Source organism: Bordetella genomosp. 9, assembly GCF_002261425.1.
Classification (GTDB): Bacteria; Pseudomonadota; Gammaproteobacteria; order Burkholderiales; family Burkholderiaceae_B; genus Bordetella_C.
Map to the genome: position 1 here is coordinate 987,194 of NZ_NEVJ01000001.1, position 26,188 is coordinate 1,013,381.

At 65.3% G+C, this 26,188-nt stretch carries 17 protein-coding genes and 1 pseudogene; 6 read left to right on the plus strand and 12 right to left on the minus strand.

Going from position 1 to position 26,188, the window contains the following annotated elements; translation table 11 throughout:
- Positions 1-35: 35 nt before the first annotated feature.
- Positions 36-3,635, minus strand: a complete 3,600-nt coding sequence (locus CAL26_RS04470) for a hypothetical protein (RefSeq protein WP_094845679.1) — start codon at positions 3,633-3,635, stop codon at positions 36-38.
- A 109-nt stretch (positions 3,636-3,744) separates the two neighbouring features.
- Positions 3,745-5,871: a hypothetical protein gene (locus CAL26_RS04475; RefSeq protein ID WP_094845680.1), complete on the minus strand. Its 2,127-nt coding sequence runs from the start codon at positions 5,869-5,871 to the stop codon at positions 3,745-3,747.
- Between the two features lie 1,569 nt (positions 5,872-7,440).
- On the opposite strand from CAL26_RS04475, the gene CAL26_RS27985 reads away from it, so the two are divergent.
- Positions 7,441-7,911 carry a hypothetical protein gene (locus CAL26_RS27985; protein ID WP_143277343.1) on the plus strand — a complete coding sequence of 157 codons (471 nt, stop codon included), beginning with the start codon at positions 7,441-7,443 and terminating at the stop codon, positions 7,909-7,911.
- Here CAL26_RS27985 and CAL26_RS04480 read toward each other — a convergent pair.
- The 7 genes and pseudogenes from CAL26_RS04480 to CAL26_RS04510 all read right to left on the minus strand — a co-directional run bounded on the left by CAL26_RS04480 (position 7,863) and on the right by CAL26_RS04510 (position 18,889).
- Positions 7,863-9,407 (minus strand): hypothetical protein, encoded by a 1,545-nt coding sequence (locus tag CAL26_RS04480; protein WP_094845681.1) that lies wholly within the window; start codon positions 9,405-9,407, stop codon positions 7,863-7,865. The two genes, CAL26_RS27985 and CAL26_RS04480, sit on opposite strands and share 49 nt — an antisense overlap.
- A gap of 121 nt (positions 9,408-9,528) precedes the next feature.
- A pseudogene (locus CAL26_RS28790) lies at positions 9,529-13,707 on the minus strand (autotransporter outer membrane beta-barrel domain-containing protein).
- 471 nt (positions 13,708-14,178) lie between these two features.
- A complete protein-coding gene (locus CAL26_RS04490; RefSeq protein ID WP_094845683.1) occupies positions 14,179-15,372 on the minus strand; it encodes an acyl-CoA dehydrogenase in 1,194 nt (397 codons plus the stop codon).
- A gap of 136 nt (positions 15,373-15,508) precedes the next feature.
- A complete protein-coding gene (locus CAL26_RS04495) occupies positions 15,509-17,194 on the minus strand; it encodes a thiamine pyrophosphate-binding protein (protein ID WP_094845684.1) in 1,686 nt (561 codons plus the stop codon).
- A gap of 157 nt (positions 17,195-17,351) precedes the next feature.
- Positions 17,352-17,840: a hypothetical protein gene (locus tag CAL26_RS04500; RefSeq protein WP_179283246.1), complete on the minus strand. Its 489-nt coding sequence runs from the start codon at positions 17,838-17,840 to the stop codon at positions 17,352-17,354.
- Between the two features lie 4 nt (positions 17,841-17,844).
- The gene (locus CAL26_RS04505) at positions 17,845-18,165 is read right to left on the minus strand and encodes a hypothetical protein (RefSeq protein WP_094845685.1); all 321 of its coding nucleotides are present in this window, start codon (positions 18,163-18,165) and stop codon (positions 17,845-17,847) included.
- A 193-nt stretch (positions 18,166-18,358) separates the two neighbouring features.
- Complete coding sequence (locus CAL26_RS04510; RefSeq protein ID WP_179283247.1) at positions 18,359-18,889, minus strand: DUF2846 domain-containing protein; 531 nt, start codon at positions 18,887-18,889, stop codon at positions 18,359-18,361.
- A gap of 202 nt (positions 18,890-19,091) precedes the next feature.
- Here CAL26_RS04510 and CAL26_RS04515 point away from each other — a divergent pair, with 202 nt between their 5' ends.
- From CAL26_RS04515 to CAL26_RS04535, 5 genes are all read left to right on the plus strand, one after another.
- Positions 19,092-19,985 (plus strand): LysR substrate-binding domain-containing protein, encoded by an 894-nt coding sequence (locus CAL26_RS04515; RefSeq protein WP_094845686.1) that lies wholly within the window; start codon positions 19,092-19,094, stop codon positions 19,983-19,985.
- A gap of 243 nt (positions 19,986-20,228) precedes the next feature.
- Positions 20,229-21,158, plus strand: coding sequence for an amino acid ABC transporter substrate-binding protein (locus CAL26_RS04520; protein ID WP_094845687.1), 930 nt, complete (start codon positions 20,229-20,231; stop codon positions 21,156-21,158).
- A 125-nt stretch (positions 21,159-21,283) separates the two neighbouring features.
- The gene (locus tag CAL26_RS04525; protein ID WP_086063545.1) at positions 21,284-22,042 is read left to right on the plus strand and encodes an amino acid ABC transporter permease; all 759 of its coding nucleotides are present in this window, start codon (positions 21,284-21,286) and stop codon (positions 22,040-22,042) included.
- Between the two features lie 10 nt (positions 22,043-22,052).
- Positions 22,053-22,745, plus strand: coding sequence for an amino acid ABC transporter permease (locus CAL26_RS04530; RefSeq protein ID WP_094845688.1), 693 nt, complete (start codon positions 22,053-22,055; stop codon positions 22,743-22,745).
- A 34-nt stretch (positions 22,746-22,779) separates the two neighbouring features.
- Positions 22,780-23,517, plus strand: coding sequence for an amino acid ABC transporter ATP-binding protein (locus CAL26_RS04535; RefSeq protein ID WP_094845689.1), 738 nt, complete (start codon positions 22,780-22,782; stop codon positions 23,515-23,517).
- 67 nt (positions 23,518-23,584) lie between these two features.
- Here the strand turns inward: CAL26_RS04535 and purU are convergent, their stop codons facing one another.
- The 3 genes from purU to CAL26_RS04550 all read right to left on the minus strand — a co-directional run bounded on the left by purU (position 23,585) and on the right by CAL26_RS04550 (position 26,184).
- Entirely contained in the window at positions 23,585-24,442 is an 858-nt protein-coding gene (gene purU, locus CAL26_RS04540; RefSeq protein WP_373454449.1) for a formyltetrahydrofolate deformylase, read from the minus strand.
- Positions 24,443-24,539: 97 nt separating this feature from the next.
- On the minus strand, positions 24,540-25,655 hold the full coding sequence (locus CAL26_RS04545; protein WP_094845691.1) for an NAD(P)/FAD-dependent oxidoreductase: 1,116 nt from the start codon (positions 25,653-25,655) through the stop codon (positions 24,540-24,542).
- A 10-nt stretch (positions 25,656-25,665) separates the two neighbouring features.
- The gene (locus tag CAL26_RS04550; protein ID WP_094845692.1) at positions 25,666-26,184 is read right to left on the minus strand and encodes a flavin reductase family protein; all 519 of its coding nucleotides are present in this window, start codon (positions 26,182-26,184) and stop codon (positions 25,666-25,668) included.
- Positions 26,185-26,188 lie beyond the last annotated feature (4 nt).

Sequence of the window (26,188 nt, forward strand, 5' to 3'; positions counted from 1 at the left end):
ATGTTTCATCCGCTCGAGCGCCGTTGCGACGAGGATCACGACAGCGATGACGAAGGGGGATCGATCGTCGCGGTGTCGATGCCGATCGTGGCGCTTGCCTGCGACCAGTACGCCGTGCCGCCACGCCGGACCGCGAAGTTCATCCGCAGCGTGCCCGGGGCGCCGTAGCCGGCCAGCAAGGCCTGCGCGATCGGGCCGAGCAGCTGGGCCTGCCCGGTCGTCAAGTCATCGCCCGCCTGCAGCGTGTACCGCAGCGTGGCGACGTTCCGCGCCGGTTGCGCGATGCTCGGACAACCCTCGGTATCGGGCAAGGGATACGTGCCGCTCAGATAGAAGTACACGGTGATCCGGTCGCCAGCCTGATACTTCCAGCCGGACTGTGTCGATCCGGGCAGTATCCTCACCGCCAGGCCGTTGACGACGTCGGCCGCCGTGACGCCTTGCAGGCTGGGCACCGGGGCAGGCGCCGGCAGCGTCGGCGAAATCCCGCCGGTCCAGGGATCGGTCTGGGCCTGGCCCCGCGCGTCGAAAACTAGGGTCCCGCGCTGGGTCACGGCGATGCCGGTGCCGACGAAATAGGCGATCGTGTTGCCGGTGGGCTGCAGCATCGCATAGGCGATGTCGATGCTGTCGGGGGCCTGGGCATCGGCGACCTTGCCGGTATAGGCGACGCGGTAATTCAATATGATCACCAGGGGCGCGTCCGGATCGAGCTGTTGGCCATTGCCATTGCTATTGCCATTGGCCGGCAGGCTGACGGTGAACGACGGGTCGGGCCAGCTCGATTCGTCCGGCATGGTCAGCAGCGGCGGCGTCGTGGACATATCCAGGTTTTCGATAGTCAGCGGGTACCGGCCGTCGGCATACTTGCCGCCCAGCGTGGACAGCCACAGATCGGTGTCGCACAGCGGCTGCTGCGCGTCGACCGGGTAATAGGCCTGCAGGTTGAAGAAGGTCGGAAAGCGGGCGCCGACCAGGACCTCGACGGAGCGATCCCGGGTCGTGACCGTATAAGCGCCGTTCACGGCCTGGATCTGGGTCCCATCGCTGGTGTAGAGCTGGACGCCGTTGAGCTGGGCGGGGACGGTCTGCAACCTGATCTGGCCGTCACCCTCGTCGCTGTCCAGGGTCATCCCCGCCGTCACCACCTGGCATGGGACGGATGGAAGAACGTTGCCGGATCCGGGATTGTTCGCCCAGGGGCGGGAGATCATGATGCCGGTCAATGGCGACGCATAAACGAAGCTGATCCGGGTGGTGGCGAAGTCGGTCTGGCCGGTGACGGGATTGAAGCAGCTGGCGACCAGGGTGACATCCGGCAGGTCCCGGATGCCTTCATAGCTGATTGTGTTGACGGCCACGCCGTCGTTGCCGGTATAGGTGGGATTGGGAAGCCCGAAGCTCAGCGCATAGGGCGGGTCGGCGTCGTCCTCGACATAGGGATAGACGGCCCAGGTGATGGGCGCGTTGACCATGGGCGTGGTCAGGTCGGCCTGCGTGTACTTGACGTTGATCGGGCAGGCGTAGCCGTTGCTGATGGGCTGGGGGCCATCGACCGTGATCCGCATGACCTTGGATACCGGTTCGACGTCGTTGGCGGTCAGGATCAGCGACAACGTGGCGGAGTCGGGCTGGCTGGTCTGCGGGTTGGCGGTGCTGACGCGCACGATGGCCTGGACCAGATCGCCCTGGAACGAGCCGGGCCCACGAATAAGATTGGTCGCCACGCCGTCGTCGTCGGTCCAGGTGGATGCTTCCCGGAGTTCCGCGCCGCTGCCGTTCACGGTGGACCAGTCGATCTGGCGCTTGCCGGTCACGGGCTGGCCGTCGTCGTACAGATAGCTGACCTGCAGCACATGCCAGGTCAGGCCGTAGAGCGTGTCGCCTTCCAGGGAAACCAGGTCCAGCCAGGCGGCGGAATCGGCGGGCGGCGTGGACGCGGCGGCGACCTGTACGTCCAGGCTGCCGGCGACGGTTTCCTGCGTGGTGTCGTCATAGGAACTGGCGACGATGGTCAGGCTGGTGGCGTGGTTGGGACCGTATGCCGTCATCGTGGTCGATGCGATGCCCTGGCTGTTGGTCTGCGACAGGTTCGGCGAGAACGCGGCGGTGTTCGGCGGCGTCGCGGCCCACTGGATGTCGGCGCCCGATACCGGCTTGCCGCCCATGGTGTAGGTGGCCGACACCGTGGAGGGCGCATACATCACGGGCGCCGGCGTGATCGTCCCGACGACGATCTCGCCACCGGTCTCCGCCTGCGCCAGGAACGTGTAGGTGGAGCCGGCGCTGTCGTATTCGCCCCAGAGCGGGTTGTAGATCTCGGCCTGGATGGCGATGCGGGTATCTGCCGTCACACCCACCGCGCGCAGGTCGACGGAAGAGGTTCCGCTCGCGCTCAGGGTGCCGGGATAGGGCGGTTTGAACTCGATGTTTTCGGCCGGATTGGCCGACCACCGCACGGCATGTCCCGTCGCCCACCCGCCGCTCGCATAGTTGAAGGTGAAGGTGTGCCAATCGCCGGAAGACAGCGGCTGGCTTGCATTGGGCTGGACGTACCGGTCGACGGAAGGCGTGCTGTATCCGAAGGTCAAGGTGAAATAGCCCTGCTCCGGGACGCCGGGCGGATACATCGACTCCGCAAGCACCGTGGCGTTGTACAAGGTGTCCACGTCCTTGCCGGTCGCCCAGTTCACGGTGGTCCCGTTCTGGATCTGGGTGGACGGATAGGCGAGCGTGGCCCGCTTGTCCAGGGATTTCCAGGTGACGTTTGTGCCGTCCGGAATCGGCTTTTTCGAGGTGAGCGTCAGGGCCACCTGGGTGCCCGGACGGACGATTCCGGAGTTGCCGGAAAGGTTCGGCCAGACGGCCGCGGCATAGGGGCGCGGGTCCACCCCCAGCGGCCCGATCTGGATCGAGTCGGCCGGCGGGTTCAGTTCGTTGGTGGACGATATCTGCAGCCCTATGCCGATGGATCGGCTATATCCGCTTTGCGTGAGGATGTAGAGCGTGCATTCCCCGTTCTGGTCCGTATAGGACCAGGCGATCAGCGACGAGAAGTCGCCGGGCGGATTCAGCGGCATCGGGGAATATGAAACCGGATAGACGGTGCCGAACGTGCCGCTGATGTTCTCCCACACCAGCTTTTTATGGGCCACGGGCGTGCCGTCCGGATTGCGGTAGCTGACCTTCACCGCCCACCAATACCCTTGCGTCCGCCCGGTCGCCGGCGTGGCGCTGAGGTAGCCGCGACCGCCCATGGTCGTGGAAAAGGCGATGGGCGCCTGGGTTTGGTCGCCCGGGGTGGCCTGGGCCTGCAGATGGAGATTGCCGGTCGCGTCCTGCGCCGTGAATGGCGGGTTGTAGGCCAGGGGGGGAATCACCTGGATCTTGATGGCGGCCCACCCATACGCGTCGGTCACCGGCTTGGGATCGCCGCGGTCGATATAGACGGAGCCATCGCCGGTGGGTATCAGCGTCTGCCCCGCCAACGGTTGGCCCGCGCCGTCCAGGTATTGCGCCCACGCATATTGCGGTACACCCCAGGCCAGCTTCACGCCGCTGCCGGGATACAGGATGGTCAGCGAGTTCGCCGCGCTAGAGCGGGCTTCACCAGGCTGCAGCAAGTCGGTCTTCATCTGGAATCCTCGATAGCCCAGGCCATATGGGCGGAGAATCGCTACCTGCGCGCAATGCGGCGACCGTGCCAGGCGGGCGGCCGTCGGGGCCGCGCCGCGCTAACAGGATCTACAAGGATGGATCGATCGTCGCGGTGTCCATGCCTATCGTGCTGCCTGCCTTCGACCAATACGTGGTGCTGCCACGCTGGACCGAGAAGTTCAGTTGCAGCGTGCCCGATCCGCCATAGCCGGCCAGCAGCGCCTGCGCCATCGGACCGAGCACCTGCGGCTGTCCCATGGTCAGTTCGTCGCCGGGCTGTACCGTGTACCGCAGGGTGGCGATGTTGCGCGCGGGCTGGGTGATGCTCGGGCAATAGTTCGACGCCACGTCGGGCAAGGGGTATTTGCCGGACAGGTAGAAGTACACGGTGATCTGGTCGCCTGCCTGGTACTTCCAGCCGGACTGTGTCGATGACGGCAGTATCCTGACGTTCAGTCCGTTGATGATGTCCACCGCCGTGACGCGTTGCAGCGGGGGGACCAGGGCCGGCATCGACAGGATCGGCGAAATGCTGCCGGTCCAGGGATAGGTCTGGGCCTGGCCCTGCGCATCGAAAGTCAGGTTGCCGCGCTGGGTCACGGCGACGCTGGTGCCGACAAAATAGGCGATCGTATTGCCGGTGGGCTGCAGCATGGCATACGCGATGTCGATGCTATTCGGCGCCTGGATATCGGCGACCTTGCCGGTATAGGCGACACGGTAATTCAACAGGATCGCCAGGGGCGCGTCCGGGTCGAGTTGTTGCCCGCTGGCCGCCAGACTGACGGTGAACGACGGGTCGGGCCAGGTCGATTTGTCCGGCATGGTCAGCAGCGGCGGCGTCGCGGACATATCCAGGTTTTCGATGGTCAGCGGGAACCGGGAGTCCGAATACTTGCCGCCCAGCGTCGACAGCCACAGGTCGGTGTCGCACAGCGGCTGCGGCGCATCGACCGGGTAATAGGCCTGCAGGGTGAAGAAGGTCGGAAAGCGGGCGCCGACCAGGACCTCGACCGCGCCGTTCTGGCTCATGACGGTAAACGCGCCATCCACGGGCTGGACCTGGACGCCGTTGGTGGTGTAGACCTGGACGCCATTGAGCTGGCCGGGCTCCGTCATCATCTTGACCTGGGCATCGCCTTCGCCGCTGGCCAGATTCATCCTGGCCGTCACCACCTGGCAGGGAATGGATGGAATGACATTGCCCGACGCGGGATTCGTCGCCCAAGGCCGGGAAATCATGATGCCGGTCAACGGCGACACGTAATCGAAGCTGAGGCGGGTCGTGGCGAAATCGGTCTGGCCGCTGACAGGATTGAAGCAGCTGGCGACCAGGATGGCGTTCGGCAGGTCCTGGGTGCCGTTGTAGCTGATCGTGTTGTGGGCCACGCCGTCGTCGCCGGTATAGGTGGGATTGAGTTCGCCGAAGCTCAGTTCGTAGGGCGGGTCGGCGCTGTCTTCCACATAGGGATAGACGGCCCAGGTGACGGGGGCGTTGACCATGGGCGTGATCAGGTCGGCCTGGGTGTACTTGACGCTGATCGGGCAGGCATAGCCGCTGTTGATGGGCTGGGTGCCGTCGACCGTGATCGTCATGGTCTTGGACACCGGCTCGACGTCGTTCGCGGTCAGGATGATCGATACCGTCGCGGAGTCGGGCTGGCTGGTCTGCGGGTTGGCGGTGCTGACGCGCACGATGGCATGGACCAGATCGCCGTGGAAGGTGCCGGGGCCGTGGATCATGTTGGTGGCCACGCCGTTTTCGTCGGTCCAGGTGGACGTTTCCTGGAGTTCCGCGCCGCTGCCGTTCACGGTGGACCAGTCGATCTGGCGCTTGCCGGTCACGGGCTGGCCGTCGTCGTACAGATAGCTGACCTGCAGCACATGCCAGGTCAGGCCGTAGAGCGTGTCGCCTTCCAGGGAAACCAGGTCCAGCCAGGCGGCGGAATCGGCCGGCGGCGTGGACGCGGCGCCGACCTGTACGTCCAGGCTGCCGGCGACGGTTTCCTGCGTGGTGTCGTCATAGGAACTGGCGACGATGGTCAGGCTGGTGGCCTGGTTCGGACCGTATGCCGTCATCGTGGTCGATGCGATGCCCTGGCTGTTGGTCTGCGACAGGTTGGGCGAGAACGCGGCGGTGTTCGGCGGCGACGCGGCCCACTGGATGTCGGCGCCCGATACCGGCTTGCCGTCTTTGGTGTACGTGGCCGACACAGGAGATGGCACATATAGAACGGGAGGGGGGGTGATGGCTCCGATGACGATTTGATTGGGAGGATTTGTTTGCTGCGGAGGAGAGATCGTGTGGATCGATTGAGCAAAGACCACGCCTGAATCGGGATTGAAGGTCCGCGCCGTGATCGATGCGCGGTCGGGGCTGATGCTGTGGGCGCGCATTTGCACCGAGCACGTGCCTCCGGCATTCAACGTGCCTGGATAAGGGGGGTGGAATTCAATTACGGTCGATGGAAGAGACGCTTCCGCATACCAATCTACAGGCTGCCCGGTCGGCCCCCCTGCATACCGCAGCGTGAAGGTGTACCACTCGTCGGAGGACAGCCGATCCTGTGACGGAGCGAGAATCTGCGGGTTGGCCGGCAGGCTCGACCCGGGCTTCAAGAATCTTATGGTGAAGTATGCCTGTTCCGAAGAGCCTGGGGGGTAATTGACTTGTGCATACACTGTCGCGTCGTACAGGTCATCGACGGCCTTTCCCGTGACCCAATTGACCGCCATGCCGTTTTGCAGCAGGGTCGATGCATGCGTGAGGGTAGCTCGTGGGTCGAGCGAGGTCCATGTGATGGCGGTGCCATCTGGAACCGGTGCTTTCGTCTGGAATGTGAGGGCGACGGGGGTGGCATTGGCGCCAAGAGTTCCATTAAGTGAACCTTGGAGGCGCGGCCAGATACTTGCGGACCGGAGGCGCGACGCCACCGCCAGAGGGCCGATTTGCGTGGCGTCGTCCGAGGCGTCTACGAGGTTCGGGCACGTGATGAGCAGAGATATATCGATATCGTGGCCGTAGCCGCTATCCGTCAGGATATAAAGCGTGTCCTCGCCGTTCTGGTCCGTTACCGAATAGCTCCGTTGCGAGATAGATGGAGAGGGTGGATTCGACGGACCCCACGAAAATGAAACTGGATGGGACGTACCCGAAGGGTCCGCCAGGTTGTACCAGGTCAGGTATCTATGTGGGATAGGCGTCCCATCGGCATACCGATAGCTTATCTTGACGGCCCACCAGGAGCCCTGCGTCCGTTCAGCCGCCGGTGTCGCGGTGATATAGCCGCGCCCTTCCATGGTTGTCGAAAAGGTAATGGCGGCCTGCCCACGGTCACTTGTATTGCCTTGGGCTTGCAGATAGAGCGTGCCGCCCGCGTCCTGGGCCACGAACGGCGGGTTGTCCCCCAGAGAGGGCGTAACCTGGATCTTGACAACGGCCCAGCCGTTCTGATCGGTGACTGGCACCGGATCTTTGGGATCTATGTAGACGGCGCCGTCGCCGGTGGGTATCAACGCTTGTCCCGCAAGCGGTTTGCCGGCGCTATCCAGGTATTGCGCCCAGGCATATTGGGGCACGCCCCAACGAAGCTTCACACCGCTACCTGGATACTCAATCGTCAGGGTATTTCCGGCAGCCTTGGTGGCGGGATTCGAGGCCGAGCGAGCGGTGATGTTCGTGATGACCGGCGGGCGCGCGGGTAGCCTGCCGGCAGTGGGACGGAAAAGCACCGCACCGGCTGCGCCCGCGCCTTGGGAAACGACCAGGAACGATCCAATCGGGTGGACGTGATTGTCGGTGGTCCGGACCGATACCGTGCCGCGTCCGATGCCAGACATCTCGGACAATACGACCGTATTGCGCGCGACTCCTGTCTTGTCCGTGGACGTTGCCGCCTGCTCCCACCGATGTTCGTGGCCATCTATCAGCCAGGTCACCGCGGCCCGCGGCACGGCGGTATTCCTATCATCCCGGACACACACAGCGATGGACAGGACGAGCCCATCAGTAAGGATCTGATCTTCAGTGGGCTGCAGCAATTCGATTTTCATCTGGAATTCCTTGACGAGCGCATGGGCGGGCGGAAATCACATGCATTGCGCATCGATTTCCGCATGCCGATTGGAATGCCGGCGCCGATCGGGCCGCGGTTTCCCGCGGCGGCTGCCCGTTCAGGCGTCACGTGGGTTGAATGCCCGCGGAATTACCAGTTTCCGGTGGAGATGAAATACCAGCTGTTGGTCGACGAGTAGACGCTGTACCACGTGTTGGCGCCCTGAGTGATGATGTACTCGAATCCGACCTTCTTCTTGTCGCCGCCATCGAACGGATTTCTCCCCCAATTGCTGGCAGCGCCTTTCGAGAGCTCCACGTAGAGGTCGGAAAATGTGATCACGCCGCCTACATCGCTGATCGTGGGAACGAGGTCGTACAGGGCGGCGTCACGAACGCTGTTGTAGACCATGGGCGGCCTGTCGTTCCCGTCCTGGTCGTAGCCGTTCATATAGCAATTGAATACGATCGACAGCGCGCCGGTGCTGTAGCCCGGCAACAGGCTGGTGCTGAAATTGTTGAGCTCCAGCCGCAGCCCGTTGTAGTACTTGAGCGTGCTGATGCCTATGGTCCGGTCCAGGCCCGGGTCTGGAATGACGCGCAGCGCTGGCGCAACGCGCTGGCCGTCCTGCGGGTCCGGGTTGGGCAGATTGACGCGCGTGCCGTCCACGCCGCAGTTCCAGGGGCCGCTGCATTTGGTGTTGGCGTCCGAAATCCGGACGTAGGTGAAGAAGTTCGAATTGGGCGCGTTGCTCTGGTTCAGGATGGAATAGTCGATCGGCAGGACGCCGTCGTTGTCCTGGTCGTAGGGAAAGACCGCCGTATTGTTCATCACCACGTACCGCACGAAATTCTGCGTTCCCTGCCCGGTTTCGCCATTCACGGACACGTCCAGGCTGAACGTCTGGCCGTATTCCGGGATCTCGATGTTGCCGCTGTTGTCCACCCCCGCCGACGGGGGAATCCACAATCCGTCTTCGTCGGCGTCGTCGTTGCCGTTGGCGAGATAGCCGTCGGCCCGCTTGTTCTCCTCGATGCCGGTCATGACGACGTCGAACGAGGCCTGTTGGTTCAGCGTGCCGCCCAGCGTGGTGACGCGCAGGGCGGCGACGCCGTTGATATCCGTCTTGACGAAGTAGCCGTTGGCATGTTGCAGCGTGGCGGCGTCCGCGGCAGGGGTGGTATCGGTCCAGAACCTGAGGTCGCGGGTGACGCGCGGTATGAATCTGACCATCGCGCCTGCCAGCGGGCTCGGTGTGGCGCCGCCTATGGCGCGCGCTTCCATGGATACGAGCCAATACTTGCCGTTCGTATTCTCGTCCGCCGGCGTCAGGACGAAGTTGCCGTTGGTGATGGTTTTCGTCCCGGAGTCTGTGCTGTACTCCTTGCAGGTCAGGGTCTGCGGGAACGGGGTACCGGGGGCGCCGGTGGTGTCGTAGGGGGTGACCGTGATGTCCACCGTCTCCCCGTCGGACGTGCCCACCGGCACGCCGACGCCGGTAACTGTCGCATAATAATCGCCGGCCGGGCCCTGTTCGATATTGATCCTGCCCGTGGGAAAGCCGGTAAGCGTGACGGTGCCGGTCTGCGCGAACGCCACGCTTCCCGGACCGTCGGTGGCCACGCCCAGCAGTAGTTTGGTGGCCGTGAGCGGAATGACGTCGCCCGCTAGCCAGGTTGTGACGGAGATAGCCATGATTACTCCCTTCGCTGTCGCATGTTGACTCCAGGCTGGTGATAGCGCAGGAGCGTAAGAAAAATCGACGATCAAGAATCAGGCAATGCGTCCCGTCACGTACTGGTGAGCGGGCTCGGGACTACCAGGTGATGCGTACGCCCACGTTGCCTCTCCAGGCGTTCTGGCTGGGGCCGGCGATACCGGTCAGGTAGGAAACCGACGTCCAGATCCCGACGTTTTTCGCCACCTTCGCCGACAGCCCGCCGACGACCTCGAATGCGGTGGTGTCCTGCCCGCCGGACGACAAGGTCGTGCCGGAGAAATCGGTCTTGTCCTTGGGATTGAATTCCTGCCAGATGTTCGTGGTCAGGGACGGCGTGACGACGGTCCGGCCGACCTAGAACGTGCTGGTCAGCCTGGCGCCCGCACGCGCGGCGAAGGCGCTGGTGGAATTGAAGCCGACCGACGAGAAATCGTCCTTCGTGCTGTCCAGATCGACGTACTGCCAGATCAGCTGTGCTTGCGGTTCGAGCGTGATGTTGTGCGTGAGCCGGATCGGATAACCGGCTTCGAGCGACGCCGTGGCGCCGTATCCCTGTATGGGCGCGCCGACGTCGCGATTCGACCGCAGCTTGCCGTCGTAGCGGGTCCCCATCAGAACGCCGTCCAGGTACCAGCCCGATGCGCCCACGCGCGTCCAGTTGGCGCCGATCGAGTAGCTGTCGAGGTTGATGTTGCCGGAGTCGTAGTTCTGCTGGCCCAGCGCGAAGCCATGGACTTCGGTGTCGGTGTGGCCGTAGGTGAAGAAGGTGCCTATCCTGTCTTCCGAATCGCCGGGGGCCTGGGGCGCACGCCGGTAGACATCCGTGCCCACCTGCAGGCCGTTGATGTTCGAATTGGTCCGTGCATTCAACTCGCCGCCGTAGCCGCGCCGCTGCGACACGCCTATCCAGCGGCCCCAGGCGCCCTTATTGCCGAGGCTGCCATTGTCGCCATCGGACAGGGCGTCGCCGCCCGTCGTCGACGACGCGCCCATCAGCGATGCATCGCCGACACGGTCGTGATACGTGCCTATCATGGCCAGGCTCAGCTCGCGGGCCACGCCGGCCGCCGCGCCGAACACCGGCGCTTCCGGGCGATAGAGCGGATTGGAACCCGTCGGCGTATCGGTCGAAGGCGGCGTGACCGAGGACAGGTACCAGCCGTTGCCATCGTCTCCGGTGGCACCGAATTCGGAACCGCGGTACAGCTGGTACTCGTAAGGGCCCGCCGCCACCGGCGCGGATAGGGAAAACGCATTGCTAGTGGTGGTGCCGCCGTTGGCCACCGACACGATCGGGATCCCCAGGCCCGTGGTGCGCGCGCCGCCGCCGCCCTGGTTGACGACATTGACGCTGGTGCTGCCGCTCGCTTCGCCGCCGCTGACGACCAGGCGGCCGGCCGGCGAGGCACTGTCTCCCAGCACGCTGTTCACCTGGAAGACGCCGCCATGGCCCGTGTAGTTGCCGGCGACGGTCAGCGTTCCCGGCGATCCGCCGTTGCCGGGCGCGATGACGCCGTAGTTGTCGACGTTGCCGCTGATGGTGCCGGTGCCGCCCAGCGTGGCGCCGGGCGCTACCGTCGTCGGCGACGCGATGGAGCCGTTCACCGCCAATGTGCCGGCTTTGACGAGCGTGTCGCCCGTATAGGTGTTCGCGGCGGTCAGCACCGTAGTGCCCGGTCCGGCCTGCGTCAGCGTGCCAGTTCCCTGGATGACGCCGTCGAACGTCAGGGTATCCGACCGATTGAAGGACAGCGTGCCGTTGTTGGTGACGCCGCCGGCGATCGAGCCGCTGGTGCCGCCTTCGCCGAGCTGCAGCGTGCCTTCGCGTATCACCGTGCCGCCCTGGTAGGTATTGTTGCCGCTCAGGATGAGCGTGCCGGTGTCGGTCTTCACCAGACCGCCGGCGCCGGTCAGTTCCGACGCGATGGTGGCGGTGACGTTGCCGGGGCCGCCCGCGCCGGTGCGGATGATGGTCTCCGGACGATTCAGGGTGATGGCGCCGCCTTCGACGCGATAGCCGTCGACCGCGAACTGCATGCCGGCCACGGCGACCTGACCGTTGCCTTCCACCGTGACGGTGCCGGGCTGCCCCATGAACACCGCGAAGTGGTCGTTGGTCCAGCGGCCGTTCAGCGCGCCATCGGCTTCGGTCCAGTTGGCGTTCGACACGTTCCAGACGCCGTTGCCGCCGTTGACGACGTTGTTGTTGTGGTCCTGGGTGTTGCCGCCGTCCCAGAAGTCCAGGTCGACGCCCGTCGTGTTGACCAGATTCACCTGGCCGGGCGCGGTCTGTACGGTGATCGACGCGGCGTCGATCCCGGCCGGCAAGGTGCCGACGTCGATGCCGTTGTTCGTCAGGCTGCCGCTGTAGTCGAACAGGCGATAGAGGCCCGGGCTGAAGCCGCCGAGATCGGTGACATTGACCTGGCCATCGAGCGTGAGATTGCCCGCGACGTTGAACAAGCCGTTGGTTTCCGGAGCGCCGAGCGAGACGTTCACATTCGACCCGCTGGCCAGGGTCAGGTTGCCGGCGAAGTTCAACACCTGGCCCTGCCTGCCCAGCAAGGCGCCGCCGTTCGCGACGGTGGCCTCGCCGGCGACCGTGCCGGTGCCCCCGAGCGCGCCGCCGGATGCGACATTCATCGTGCCGCCCAGCGTGCCGTTGACCAGCAGGGTGCCGGCGTTCACGGTGGTGCCGCCGCCGAACGCGCCGTTGTTGCCGGTCTGCGTCAGGGTGCCGGAGCCGAGTTTGCTCAGCGTGCCCGTGCCGGACAGGGGGGCCGACAGGGACATGGCGAAGCGCTGCGTATCGATGCTGCCGCCGCCGGCGCCCACCGTGATGGGACTGGACAAGACCAGGTTGCTCACGCCGGCCTGGACGGTGCCGCCGTTGAAGGACAGATTGTCCAGGCCCGTCGGTTGCGCGGTTACGGTCCATCGTCCCGCGTCCTGCATGGACACGTCGACGCCCGCACCGGCCAGCGTCGTGCCGGTCCACACGGCGGTGCCGCCCACGGTCTGCGACGCGCTCGATGCGGCGCCGACGTTCAGGTCGCCCGCCCATGTGGAGTTGCCGTCCAGCGTCATCGCCAGATGATTGGGATTCGTCGTCGCGGGGGCTTGAACGAACACCTGCCCGGTCAGGGTCGAGTCGGTGGCGTGCAGTGCCACGTTGGCGCCCGCGCCGGCGTTCGTCGTCCCGGAAGACACGTTGACCATGGTGCCCGACCTGCCGTTGAAGGCGGTCAGGCTCGAGTTGTTGGTCAGGTTGACCTGCGAACCTGTCGTCCCGTTGTACTGCACCACCGGGCCCGCCGTGGAACTGGTCTGGAAGTGCGAGTTGTCGAGATTGACGGTGCCGGCCAGGGCCTGGTTGTTGGCGTCCTGCAGCATGATGCCGGCGGGCAGGTTCCCGGACGCGACGCCGCCGATCGTGAAGCTGCTGTTGGTGATGTTGATGGTGCCCGCGCCCACGGCGCGGGCGCCCCACGCATTCACGTTGTTGCCGGTCGTATTGGCGGTGATGCCTGTCGCATCCACGATGGTGGGCGTGGTGTCGACCTGGTTGGCCGCCTGCAGGATGGACAGCGACGAGTTGGTCCCGGTCAACGTGAGGGTGCCGCCGCCGTTCAGGCTGACGTGGCCGCCGTTGAGGGCGAAGGCGAAATTCGGCGAATTGTTCAGCCCCGTTGCGGTGACGGGACCGTTGACGGTGATGGTCGAACCCGCGCCCTGCGCGACCAGCGCGTTCGAGAGATAGACGCCCTGGAATGTGGTCGGGCCATTGAGCGTGATGGTTCCGCCATTCCTGGCATTGACGAATAGCGCGTTGCTGCCCTGGCGGTCCTGGGTCAGGGTGAGCGGACCGGTGACCGTGATGGTGCCGTTGTCCGAGAGCAGGGCGGTGGTGCCGGCGATGGCGCCGCCGTTACCCAGCCGCACGGTGCCGCCGGTCGTCGCGCTGACGCCTATCGTCGTACTGAACGCGTTGACCGGGGCGACATTGATCTGCGTGGGCGGATTGGAAAACAGGACCGAGCCGGCGCCGGTCGCCGAAAAGCAGTTCTGCACCGTGCAGTTGGGCGCGGTGATCTGCACCTGGCTGCCACCCGATGCGGTTTGCTGGGCGGAGGCAGTCGCCGACGCAAGTGTGCCCGCGCATATCGACCCCAGCAGCAAGGCATAGCGCGCCAGCGGGAAATCGATCGGCGCACGCCGGCCCGCGGGCCGTGCGTGGGTTCGCCAGTCGATGGGAACGCATGGTGATCGCTGCATAGACTTATCCTTCGTCCGTGTGGGAAAGCAGGCTTCGGCCTTCGCGGCGTCAGGAAGTTCTTACGCCGGCAAAGGTGCGATTCAACGTTGCCGACCACGTTTTGCCGTTCGGAACGGCAAACGCGGGTCGCGTTCATAAGCTGCTGGATAACGGTGCGAGGGAGTCGCGGGATCCGCGTCTCGAGGCGCGCGCGCGAAGGCGCGGCTGCTGGTGTCTCCCGCCATGGCCGAGGCGCTGGTCACAAGTCGGGGAGGGGGCGGGGAGACCGTTCATGTGCGCATTCCTGATCGTTTGCGTTGTCTCGACGCTTGCGCGGCTTGGACTTAATTCTTCAGGAATTCGACTGAGACGAAGGAGCAACTTCGTGTGACAAATTGCGCGTTGAGAAAATGAAAAAGGGGCGAGGGTGTATGACCCTCGCCCCCTGCGCGTAGCCCGGCGGCGTCACCGGGGCGCCATGCGTATGACGCTTAGCAGAACGCCTGGATGCCGGTCTGCGCCCGGCCCAGTATCAAGGCATGCACGTCATGCGTGCCTTCGTAGGTGTTCACGACCTCCAGATTGACGAGGTGGCGCGCGACGCCGAACTCGTCGGAGATGCCGTTGCCGCCCATCATGTCACGCGCCAGGCGGGCGATATCCAGGGCCTTGCCGCAGGAATTGCGTTTCATGATCGACGTAATTTCCACCGCCGCGGTGCCTTCGTCCTTCATGCGGCCCAGGCGCAGGCAGCCTTGCAGGCCCAGCGTAATCTCGGTCTGCATGTCGGCCAGCTTTTTCTGGATCAACTGGTTGGCGGCCAGCGGACGGCCGAATTGCTTGCGGTCCATGGTGTACTGGCGCGCCGTGTGCCAGCAGAACTCGGCCGCGCCCAGGGCGCCCCAGGCGATGCCGTAGCGCGCCGAATTCAGGCAGGTGAAGGGGCCCTTCAGGCCGCTGACCTTGGGCAGCATCTGCGTGGCCGGGATCTCGACTTCGTCCATGACGATTTCGCCGGTGATGGACGCGCGCAGGCCGACCTTGCCGTGGATGGCGGGCGCCGACAGGCCCTTCATGCCCTTGTCCAGGATGAAGCCGCGGATCTTGCCGTCGTCATCGCCGCCGACGACCTTGGCCCAGACGACGAAGACGTCGGCGATGGGCGAGTTGCTGATCCACATCTTGCTGCCCGACACCTTGTAGCCGTCGCTGGTCTTGACCGCGCGGGTTTCCATGCTGCCCGGGTCGGACCCATGGTTGGGTTCGGTCAGGCCGAAGCAGCCTATCCATTCGCCGCTGGCCAGCTTGGGCAGGTATTTCTGCTTTTGTTCGTCGCTGCCGAATTCGTTGATCGGCACCATGACCAGCGAGGACTGCACGCTCATCATGGAGCGGTAGCCCGAATCCACGCGTTCCACTTCGCGGGCGATCAGGCCGTAGCAGACGTAGTTCAGGCCGGCGCCGCCGTATTCGGTCGGGATGGTCGGTCCGAGCAGGCCCAGTTCGCCCATTTCGCGGAAGATGGCGGGATCGGTGTGCTCGTGGCGGAAGGCCTCCAGCACGCGCGGCATCAGCTTGTCCTGCGCGTATGCGGCGGCGGCTTCGCGGACCATGCGTTCGTCGTCGGTGAGCTGGCTGTCCAGCAGCAGCGGGTCTTGCCAGTGGAAGGAAGGATTGGATGACATGGCGTACTCCTCGGTCTCGCTTGGTGCTTGATGGTGGTTCGTTGGTGTCTGGCGCTTTGCGTTTTGCGTCTGGCGTCTGGCGTCGCGCGCGCGCCGCGTGGGTTCACGCAGCGCGCCGCGGCGGGACTATCGCGGCTCAGTGTTTTGCCTTCAGCGCCGCGTCGCGGATTTTTTCCAGCGTGGTGGTCGGCGTGATCACTTCCGGATCGAGCAGGCAATGCAGGATGGCGGGCTTGCCGCTGTCCAGGGCGCGCCGCAGCGCGGGCGCGAACTGTTCGGTGGATTCGACGCGCTCGCCGTAGCCGCCGAAAGCCTGCGCGTAGGCGGCGAAATCCGGATTGCGCAGAGCGGTCGCGGAAACGCGGCCGGGGTAATGGCGTTCCTGGTGCATGCGGATGGTGCCGTACATGCCGTTGTCGATGATCAGGACCAGGATAGGCAAGTCGTATTGCACCGCCGTCGCGAACTCCTGGCCGTGCATCATGAAGCAGCCGTCACCGGCCAGGCACACGACCGTGCGGTCGCGATACACGCGCTTCGCGCCGACGGCGGCCGGCAGGCCGTAGCCCATGGAACCGGAGGTCGGCGCCAGCTGGGTGCCGTAGCGCTGGAAGCGATGGAAGCGATGCAGCCAGGTGGCGTAGTTGCCGGCGCCGTTGGTCATGATGGCGTCGGGCGGCAGGGTTTCGCGCAGCGTCTGCATGACCTGGCCCATCTGCAGCGCGCCGGCCGTCGTGATCGCGCTGGGATCGCTCCAGGACAGATAGGCCTGGTGGGCGGCCTCCACATCCCGCGGCCAGCCGGCGCCGCTCGCGGGCCGCAGGTCCGCCAGCGCCTGCGTGAAGGGGATGGGCGATGCGTTGATCGCCAGCGTGGCGCGATAGACGCGATTCAGTTCGCCGGCATCGGGGTGGACGTGCACCAGCTTCTGTTTCGGCACGGGAATGTCGAACAGCGTGTACGACTGGCTGGGCATTTCCGACATGCGGCCGCCCACCAGCAGGACCAGGTCGGCATCCTGCACGCGCTTGAGCAGCGCGGGGTTCAGGCCGATGCCGACGTCGCCGGCATAGCAGGGATGGTCGGCGGGGAACAGCATCTGCCGGCGGAAGGACACCGCCACCGGCAATTGGAAGCGCGTGGCGAAATCGGCGAAGCGGGCGACCGCGTCGGCGTCCCAGCGCGCACCGCCCAGGATCGCGATGGGCGCCCGCGCGGATTTCAACAGGGCTTCCAGTTCGCCCAGTTGCGCGGGCGTGGGCGCGCTGTCGATCACCTCGTAGCGCGGCGCGTCGGCGACTTCCGCGGTCTCGACCAGCATGTCCTCCGGCAGCGCGATCACCACCGGGCCGGGGCGTCCGGACGTCGCCACGTGAAAGGCGCGCGAAATGAGTTCGGGTATCCGTTCCACCTGGTCGATCTCGGTCACCCACTTGGCCTGGGTGCCGAACACCGCGCGATAGTCCATTTCCTGGAAGGCTTCGCGTTCGCGCATGCCGCGTTCGATCTGGCCGACGAAAAGGATCAGCGGCGTCGAGTCCTGCATGGCGATATGGATGCCGGCCAGCGCATTGGAAGCGCCGGGGCCGCGGGTCACCATGCAGATACCCGGTTCGCCGGTCAGCTTGCCATGGGCATCGGCCATCATCGCCGCACCGCCTTCCTGGCGGCAGACGGTGACGTCGATTTTGGCATCGTGCAGGCCGTCCAGCACGGCCAGGTAGCTTTCGCCGGGCACGCAGAACACGTGTTTCACCCCGTGCGCGGCGAGTTGGTCGACAAGAATATGCCCGCCCAGGCGGGGTGGCTGCGGTGTCTGCATGGCGTTATTTCACGGAGTACAGGCTAGGGTACCCGTGAGAATAATGTTCCAAACGCGCACAACGCAATTGATAAAAACGCACAATCAAGTGCGTGGCGGACACAGGTCCCCGGCCGGGCGGATGGGCGGCCGCCGCTGGCGCGTTCGCCGTGGGGAGCTACTCCGCCAACTGCGCCTGTGCCTGCACGCTGGGCGACGCGCCGAAATAGCGCAGCGGAAGCAGTTCGCGTTGCGCCTCGCTCTGGGAGTCGACCAGCTCGATATGGAGGTTGCCGATGCCGGTGCTACCCAGGCTGGGCGCCACGAAACGCACATAACGCGTTTCACCCGGGTTGAGCATGAAGCTCAGGCCGTCGTCCGTCCAGAGCTTGTCGGTCACGATATAACTGCCGGCGGGGCGATCGACATAGAAGAAGCTGCCCGGCTTGGAGCGCCCGACCACCTGCTTGTTCACCCGGATCTTCGGCTGGCCGGAAGGCCCCGCGCCCGCATCCTGCATGGGGTTGTAAAAGACGATCCGTCCGTCACCCGGCTTCAGCGCCGGCAGCGAAGACGCCATGCTGGCGTAGCGAGGGCCGGCGCATCCGGCGAGCAATATGGCCGCGGCAATACCGGCAATCCAGGCCGCCAGACGGGTGGGCGTCATGCAATTACTCCAGGCTCAGGTTGGGTGCGTAGGCGACGGGCGTGAATGCCGATTCGCCAGGAAAGAAGAATCCGACCAGTTTGCCGTTGGCGACGACCAGATACGCTTCGCGCAGCCGCTTCGCATCGATCATCAGCGTGCCACCGGCCTTGCGGTAAACCTGGCCCTCGGGAATGGAACCCGACAGTATCCATTGGGACCCGCCCGCGAGCGTGACCGTGGCGTCGTTGGTAAGGGGCGCGGACACGGATCTGGCAAGCTGAACCGGCGCGGCGCCCGTGGCGCTGGCGGGGGAGTAGGTGGTCGGCCGGATGGCGATCGACATGCAGGCCGCCAAGGTCGATATGAGGACGCACGCCGCAATGAAGCGTAGCGGCGACCCGGGTTTTCCGTGAGCAAGACGAAGGTTCATGCGGACTCTCGGCGCAAAGCGCGGAGTATAGGCAGTGTTCCAAAATATTTCTACTGACTACAACTCTGCATCCCGGCGCGCCGCGCCGCCCTGCCAGGGAGTGGAATCAGCTCGCGCTGCCGCCGTCGCGGGCGATGCCTTCTTCGTTGCGGGTGCGCGAGGAGGCGCCCCAGAACTGCATGGGTTGCAGCTCGGCCTGCGCGTCGGCGGGCGAGGCGGCCAGTTCGGGGCGCAGGGATCGGGCGCCGGCGTCGCCGGCGTTCGAGGAGAACAGGCCATCCGGTACGAAGCGGACGTATTGGGTCTGGCCGGCGGCCAGAGCGAAGGTCAGCGATTTGCCGCGCTGGGACGAGACGGTGTAGCTGCCGGCGGGCCGGTTCACGTAGAAGAAACCGCCCGGCTTGGCGCAGCCGACCAGGCGGTTGTTGAGGCGCACACGGGGCTGCGCGTTCGCGCCCAGGCTGACGCTGGTGGCGGGCGTATACAGCACGATGCGGCCTTCGCCGGAGGCCATGGGGGCCATGGCGTTGGCGATATCGGCGTACTTGTGGGAGGCGCAGCCCGCGAGGAGGAGCAGGGCGGCAAAGGTGGCCAGGCGGAAAGAGAGACGGCGGGAGATACGTGACAGGAGATTCATGAGACCGGGCGCGTGCGCGAATTGCGAGCGCTTTGTGGGAGTAAAGTAAGGATATATTTCAGTATAAAACAGTATGTGGCGATTTGCACGTTCCCGTTCCGCCTGCTGCGCCCTCGGCCATCGCCCGCCCGATGCCAGGACACCCCGGCTTCCCCAAGCTTGTGAGTCCCGCGCACGAAGCGATTGATAAAATCGCACAACCATGAGGAAAGGCATCCCCAACCTGAGCGCCCTCCAGGCATTCGAAGCCACCGCACGGCTGGGCACGTTTTCCCGGGCGGCCGAAGAACTTTCGTTGACGCACAGCGCGGTCTACCGCCAGGTGGCCAGCCTGGAAGCGCGCCTGGGCGTGCAACTGTTCACCCGTGTGCGGCGGCGTATCGCATTGACCGACCATGGGGCGGAGTACGCGGGCCGCATCCGCCATCACCTGGACCAGATCGAAAAGGACACCTTCGGCCTGGTCAGCCGTACCGGCATGGGCCGCAGCCTGCACATCGCCGTCGTGCCCACCCTGGCGACCACCTGGCTGATTCCGCGCCTGGCCGACTTCAACCGGCTGCATCCGGACATCACGGTCAGCCTGTCGGTGCGCACCATGCCTTTCCACTTCAAGGACCAGCCTTTCGACGGCGCGCTGTACCACGGCGACCACGTCTGGCCCGGCACGCGCGGGGTGCTGCTGTTCCGGGAACGCGAGCTGGTGCCGGTCTGCGCGCCGGCCCTGGCGCAGGCCAGCCGCGAACAGGGCGGCGGGCCGCTGGGGGGCATGCCGCATCTGCACCTGTATTCCCGCCCGGATGCCTGGCGGCTGTGGTACGCGGAAAACAACGTCCTGTTCGGCCCGCAGGCGGCCGGCGGCCCGCGCTATGAACTGTTTTCCATGGTACTCGCGGCAGCCGAGGCCGGGCTGGGCGTGGGCCTGGTGCCGCGCTTCCTGGCCCAGGAATCGCTGGACGCGGGGCAGGTCGTCCTGCCGACGACCGGCGTGCTGCCGGTGCCGCACGGCTATTATTTCAGCTACCCCGACCGCGGGCATCGTGCCGACGCGCCGCGTATATTCCAGGGCTGGCTGCAGGCGATGGTCGGCGCATGACCCGCCCCGTTGTCGGGTACGCCAACAGGGCATACGTCAGCACGAAGCTTGCTTCCAAGCGCGGCGGCGCGGTTTTGTCTATATTTACCCGCCGTTGAATCAACGATCACGCCAGGGTTTTGCCTTTTATCAAAGGGGTAATACCGATTGTTTCCGGGACGTTTTCTGAAACAATACCCGGCTAGTCTCGGACCTCATTACCGGTGCGGTTCGAGTGTTTCTCCTGACCATGGGAATTTCTTCATGAACAAAACGCTGCTCATCGCTGCTCTCGCTGCCGCCACCACGCTGACGTCCCTGTCCGCCCACGCCGGGCGGATGGACGACATCAAGTCGTCGGGCACCATCAAGCTGGGCTATCGCGACGCTTCGCTGCCGTTTTCCTATCTGGACGATAACCAGAAGCCCATCGGCTATTCCATGGATATCTGCTACGGCATCGTCAAGGCCGTGGAAAAAAGTGTCGGCAAGCCGCTGAAGGTGAACCTGGTCGCCGTGACCTCGTCCACCCGTATCCCGCTGGTGTCCAACGGCACCGTCGACCTCGAATGCGGCTCGACCACGAACAACCTGGAGCGCCAGAAGCAGGTCAGCTTCGCGCCCACGACCTTCGTGACGGCCAACCGTTTCGTCGCCAAGAAGTCGGCCGGCTACAAGACGCTGGAAGACCTGAAGGGCAAGACCGTGATCTCCACCGCCGGCACCAGCAACATCAAGTGGGTGACGGAAGCCAACGGCGGCCAGGCCACCTACCTGGACGGCAAGAAGGTCCCGGCGCTGGGCATGAACATCATTCCCGCCAAGGATCACGCCGAAGCCTTCCTGACCGTCGAAAGCGGCCGTGCCGCCGCCTTCTTCATGGATGACGTGCTGCTGGCCGGCCTGGTGGCCACCTCGCGCAATCCCAAGGAATGGATGATCAGCGAGCAGGCTTACTCGGTCGAACCGTACGCCATGATCGAACCCAAGGACGATCCGGCCTTCAAGAAAGTGGTGGACGAAGCCGTCGTCGCCATGATCAAGGACGGCACCGTCGAAAAGCTGTACAAGAAGTGGTTCGAGTCGCCCATCCCGCCGAAGAACGTCAACCTGAACCTGCCGATGAGCCCGGCGCTGAAGAAGGTCCTGGCCAATCCCACGGACTCGGGCGATCCGTCGGTCTACAAGCAGTAATCGACGTCCAGTCTCGATGAACGGCGTGGACGGGCCAGGCCCGTCCCGCGCCCAGCGCGGCGCGGCTACGCCGATTCCCTGCGCCGGCGCATGATCGCCGGCGCGGTTTTTCCGCAGGATCTCACATGCATTACAACTGGAACTGGTCCATCTTTTTCCAGATGGCGCCCGATGGGTCCGGTACCTATCTGGATGCGCTGCTGCGCGGGCTGGGGTGGACGGTCTCGACCGCGCTGCTGGCCTGGATCATGGCTTTTTTCCTGGGTTCCGTGATCGGGGTGATGCGCACCACCGACAGCAAGCTCGCCCAACGCATCGGCACCTGCTATGTGGAAATCTTCCGCAACGTGCCCCTGCTGGTGCAGATGTTCATATGGTATTTCGTGGTGCCGGAGCTGGTGCCGGCATCCCTGGGCGACGCCATCAAGCAGATGCCGCCGCCGTGGGGCATGTTCTGGCCCGCCGTGCTGTGCCTGGGTTTCTTCACGTCGTCGCGCGTCGCCGAGCAGGTGCGTTCCGGCATCGGTTCGCTGCCGCGCGGCCAGCGCATGGCGGGCACCGCCATGGGCCTGCGGCCGGCGCAGGTCTATCGCTACGTGCTGTTGCCCATGGCCTACCGCATCATCCTGCCGCCGATGACGTCCGAGTTCCTGAACCTGATCAAGAACACCTCCATCGCCTTCACCATCGGGCTGCTGGAGCTGACGGGCGCGGCCCGCTCGATGCAGGAATTCAGCTTCCAGGTGTTCGAGGCCTTCGCCGGCGCGACGCTGCTGTATTTCGCGCTGAACATCGTCGTGCAGCTCGGCGCCCGCGTGCTGGAACGCCGCGTCTCCGTGCCGGGCTTCGTCGGCTCGAAGTCCAGCGGCACCGGCGGACATTGAGGGGAAGGCCATGAACAACGGATTCGATTTCGACGTCATCATACGTTCGCTGCCTTACCTGTTCCGCGACGGCATGGTGTTCACGCTGAAGCTGACGATACTGTCGGCGGTCGGCGGCCTGGTCCTGGGCACGCTGCTGGCGATGATGCGCTTGTCCAGCAACCGCGCCTTCAACTGGATAGGCACGGTCTACGTGAACGGCCTGCGTGCCTTGCCGCTGCTGCTGGTGATCTTCTGGTTCTATTTCCTGGTGCCTTATATCGGCGCCTGGCTGACGGGATCGGACCGGCCGCTGGCCGTGGGCGGTTTCACCTCCGCGCTGGTCACCTTCACGCTGTTCGAGGCGGCCTACTACTGCGAGATCATGCGGGCGGGCATCCAGTCCATTCCGCGCGGCCAGATCGCGGCGGGACAGGCGCTGGGGCTGCGCTACTTCCAGATCATGGGCCACGTGATCCTGCCGCAGGCCTTCCGCAACATGATGCCGGTGCTGCTGACGCAGACCATCGTGCTGTTCCAGGATACGTCCCTGGTCTACGTGCTGTCCCTGACGGACTTCATGGGGGCCGCGGCCAAGATCGCGCAGCGCGACGGCCGCCTGGTGGAAATGTATTTGTTCGCGGCGGTCGTGTATTTCATCATCTGCTTCACGCTCTCGCGGCTGGTCAAGCGGATGCAGACTCGCATGGCAATCGTGCGCTGACGCGCGCCGCCACTTAGGGGTTTATTGAATGGCAATGATAGAAATCAAGAACGTCAGCAAGTGGTACGGCGACTTCCAGGTGCTGACGGATTGCACGACGTCGGTCGAAAAGGGCGAAGTCGTGGTGGTGTGCGGACCTTCCGGTTCCGGCAAGTCCACGCTGATCAAGACCGTCAACGGCCTGGAGCCTTTCCAGAAGGGCGAGATCACGGTGGACGGCACGTCGGTGGGTTCGCCCAAGACCGACCTGCCCAAGCTGCGTTCGCGCGTCGGCATGGTGTTCCAGCACTTCGAACTGTTCCCGCATCTGTCGGTGACGCAGAACCTGGCGCTGGCGCAGGTCAAGGTGCTCGGCCGCGGCAAGGACGAGGCCATCGCCCGCGGCCTGAAGCTGCTGGAGCGCGTGGGCCTGAGCGCGCACAAGGACAAGTTCCCCGGCCAGCTGTCCGGCGGCCAGCAGCAACGCGTGGCCATCGCGCGCGCGCTGTCCATGGATCCCATCGCCATGCTGTTCGACGAACCGACGTCGGCGCTGGATCCGGAGATGGTCAACGAAGTGCTGGACGTCATGGTGGACCTGGCGCGCGAAGGCATGACCATGATGGTGGTGACCCACGAAATGGGTTTCGCCCGCAAGGTCGCCAACCGCGTCGTGTTCATGGACGTCGGCGGCCTGATCGTCGAGGACTGCGGCAAGGAAGAATTCTTCGGCCACCTGGAAGCGCGCTCCCCGCGCGCCCAGCAGTTCCTGTCGAAGATCCTGTCGCACTGAAAGTGTCGCACTGAAAGTGTCGCACTGACAGGCACGCGGCCGTCGCCCCGACGGCCGCCTCCGCAAGCTAGCGGAAGACCACCGTGCGGTTGCCGTTCAGCAGGATGCGGTGCTCGACATGGCTGCGCACCGCGCGCGCCAGCACCAGGGATTCGACGTCGCTGCCCACCTGGGTCAGGTCCTGCGCCGACATGGTGTGGTCGACGCGCTCGATGTCCTGCTCGATGATGGGGCCTTCATCCAGGTCCGGCGTGACGTAGTGCGCGGTCGCGCCGATGATCTTCACGCCGCGCTGGTGCGCCTGGTGATAGGGCCGCGCGCCCTTGAAGCTGGGCAGGAAACTGTGATGGATGTTGATGGCCCGGCCCGCCAGCGCCCGGCACAGGTCCGCCGACAGGATCTGCATGTAGCGCGCCAGCACCACCAGGTCTATCCGCAGCGTATCGACCAGTTCCAGGATCCGCGCTTCCTGTTCGGCCTTGCTGTCCGCCGTGAGCGGCAGATGATGGAAGGGGATGTCGTAGGACGCCGCCAGGCCCGCGTAGTCGGGATGATTGGACACGATGGCCGCGACCTCGGCGTGCAGGTGGCCGCTGCGGACCCGGAACAGCAGGTCGTTCAGGCAATGCCCCTGCTTGCTGACCATGATCAGCAGGCGGGCCTTGCGGCGCGCATCGTGGATCTGCCAGTCCATCGCGTGTTCGCGCGCCAGCGGACCGAAGCGTTCCCGCAGTGCGTCCGGCGCGGTCGAGGCCGGCAGGTCGAAGTGCACGCGCAGGAAGAAGCGCCCGGTTTCGTCATCGCCGAACTGCTGCGAATCCAGGATGTTGCAGCCCAGTTCGAACAGCAGGCCGCTGACGCGGTACACGATGCCGGTACGGTCGGGGCAGGATAGCGTCAGGATGTAGTCGTTGTGCTGCATGATGGGTACGTGGCGTCCGGCTTTGGATATCGTTCTGGCCCAGGCGGGCGGTCATCGGGAGTGGGGCGGCGTTTCCGGGCAGGTCATGGCGTCCAGGCGTTCAGCTCCGTTCTTGCAACGCGGCCAGCGTGCGTTCGGCGATCGCCAGGCTGGCGGTCAATCCGGGCGATTCGATGCCGAACAGGTTCACCAGGCCAGGAACGCCGTGTCGCGCCGGTCCCACGATGGCAAAGTCCGCCGCGGGTTCGTGGGGCCCGGAGATCTTGGGACGGATACCGGTATAGCCCGGCGCCAGCGCGCCATCCGGCAACCCGGGCCAGTAGCTGCGCACCGCATCGTAGAACACATCCGCGCGGCGCGGGTCCAGCGTGTAGTCTTCCCGCGCGATCCACTCGGTATCGGGTCCGAACTTGGCCTGGCCACCCATGTCCAGCGTCAGGTGCACGCCCAGGCCGGCATGTTGCGGCACCGGATAGATCAACCGTGAAAAGGGCGCGCGTCCCGCCAGGGTGAAATAGCTGCCCTTGCACAGGTAGGCGGTCGGGACCGTATCGGCGGGGACACCGGCGATCGCGCGCGCCAGCGCGGGCGCTTGCAGGCCCGCCGCGTTGATCAGCGTCGAGCAGGACAGCGCCATGCCGTCGTCGCCGCCGAAGCGCAGGTCGAAGCCGCCTTGCGCCCGCACGCCGCCGGACAGCAGGGGCGTATGGAATACGCATTGGGCGCCGGCGTTTTCCGCATCGCCCTGGTAGGCCAGCATCAAGGCATGGCTGTCGACGATGCCGGTCGACGGCGACAGCAGCGCCGCCGTGCACCGCAGCGCGGGCTCCATCCGCATCGCCTGGTCGCCGGCCAGGCGTTGCAGGTCGTCGACGCCGTTGGCCGCCGCGCGTCGCGCGATGTCGTCCAGCATGGCGGCCTGCGCCTCGTCCGTGGCGACGATCAGCTTGCCCAGCCGCCGGTGCGGAATGCCCCGTCCGGCGCAGTAGGCGTACAACAGCTGCTTGCCGCGCACGCAAAGCTCGGCCTTCAGGCTGCCGGCCGGATAGTAGATGCCCGCGTGGATGACTTCCGAATTGCGCGAGCTGGTGCCCGTGCCTATGGCTTCGGCGGCGTCGGCCACCAGGACTTCCCGGCCCGCCATCGCGAGCGCGCGGGCGATGGCCAGGCCGACGACGCCCGCGCCGATCACGACGCAATCGATATCGGTACCCATTGCCGCCCGCCTATCCTCTTTCCGTCGTGGCGCGGTCCGGCGTCAGGTCGAAGCCGCCGGCGTGATAGACCAGGGGCAGGGCGCCGCTATGGCCGCAATGCTCCACTTGTCCCACCATGATGATGTGATCGCCTTCTTCATAGCGGCTGCGGTTGTAGCATTCGAACCAGGCCGCGCAGTGTTCGTCCAGCATGCGCGTGCCGCCCGGCGCGTAGACGTCGCGCATGCCCGCATAGCGCTCCAGCACGCTCCCGCGCGCGAAGCGCTGGGCCAGGTGCAGCTGGTCGGCGCTCAGCACGTTGACCACATAGCGCTCGCAGCGCATGAAGGCGTCGCGCGAGCCGGAGGACGCCGACAGGCTCCACAGCACCAGCGGCGGTTCCAGCGACACGGAATTGAAGGAGCTGACGGTCAAGCCCAGCGGCTTGCCGTCCGGCCCGTTGGCCGTGACCACGGTCACGCCGGTCGCGAAGCGGCCCAGCGCGGTGCGGAAATAGCCGGCGTCGAAATCGGGAGCGGATGCGGACATGTGC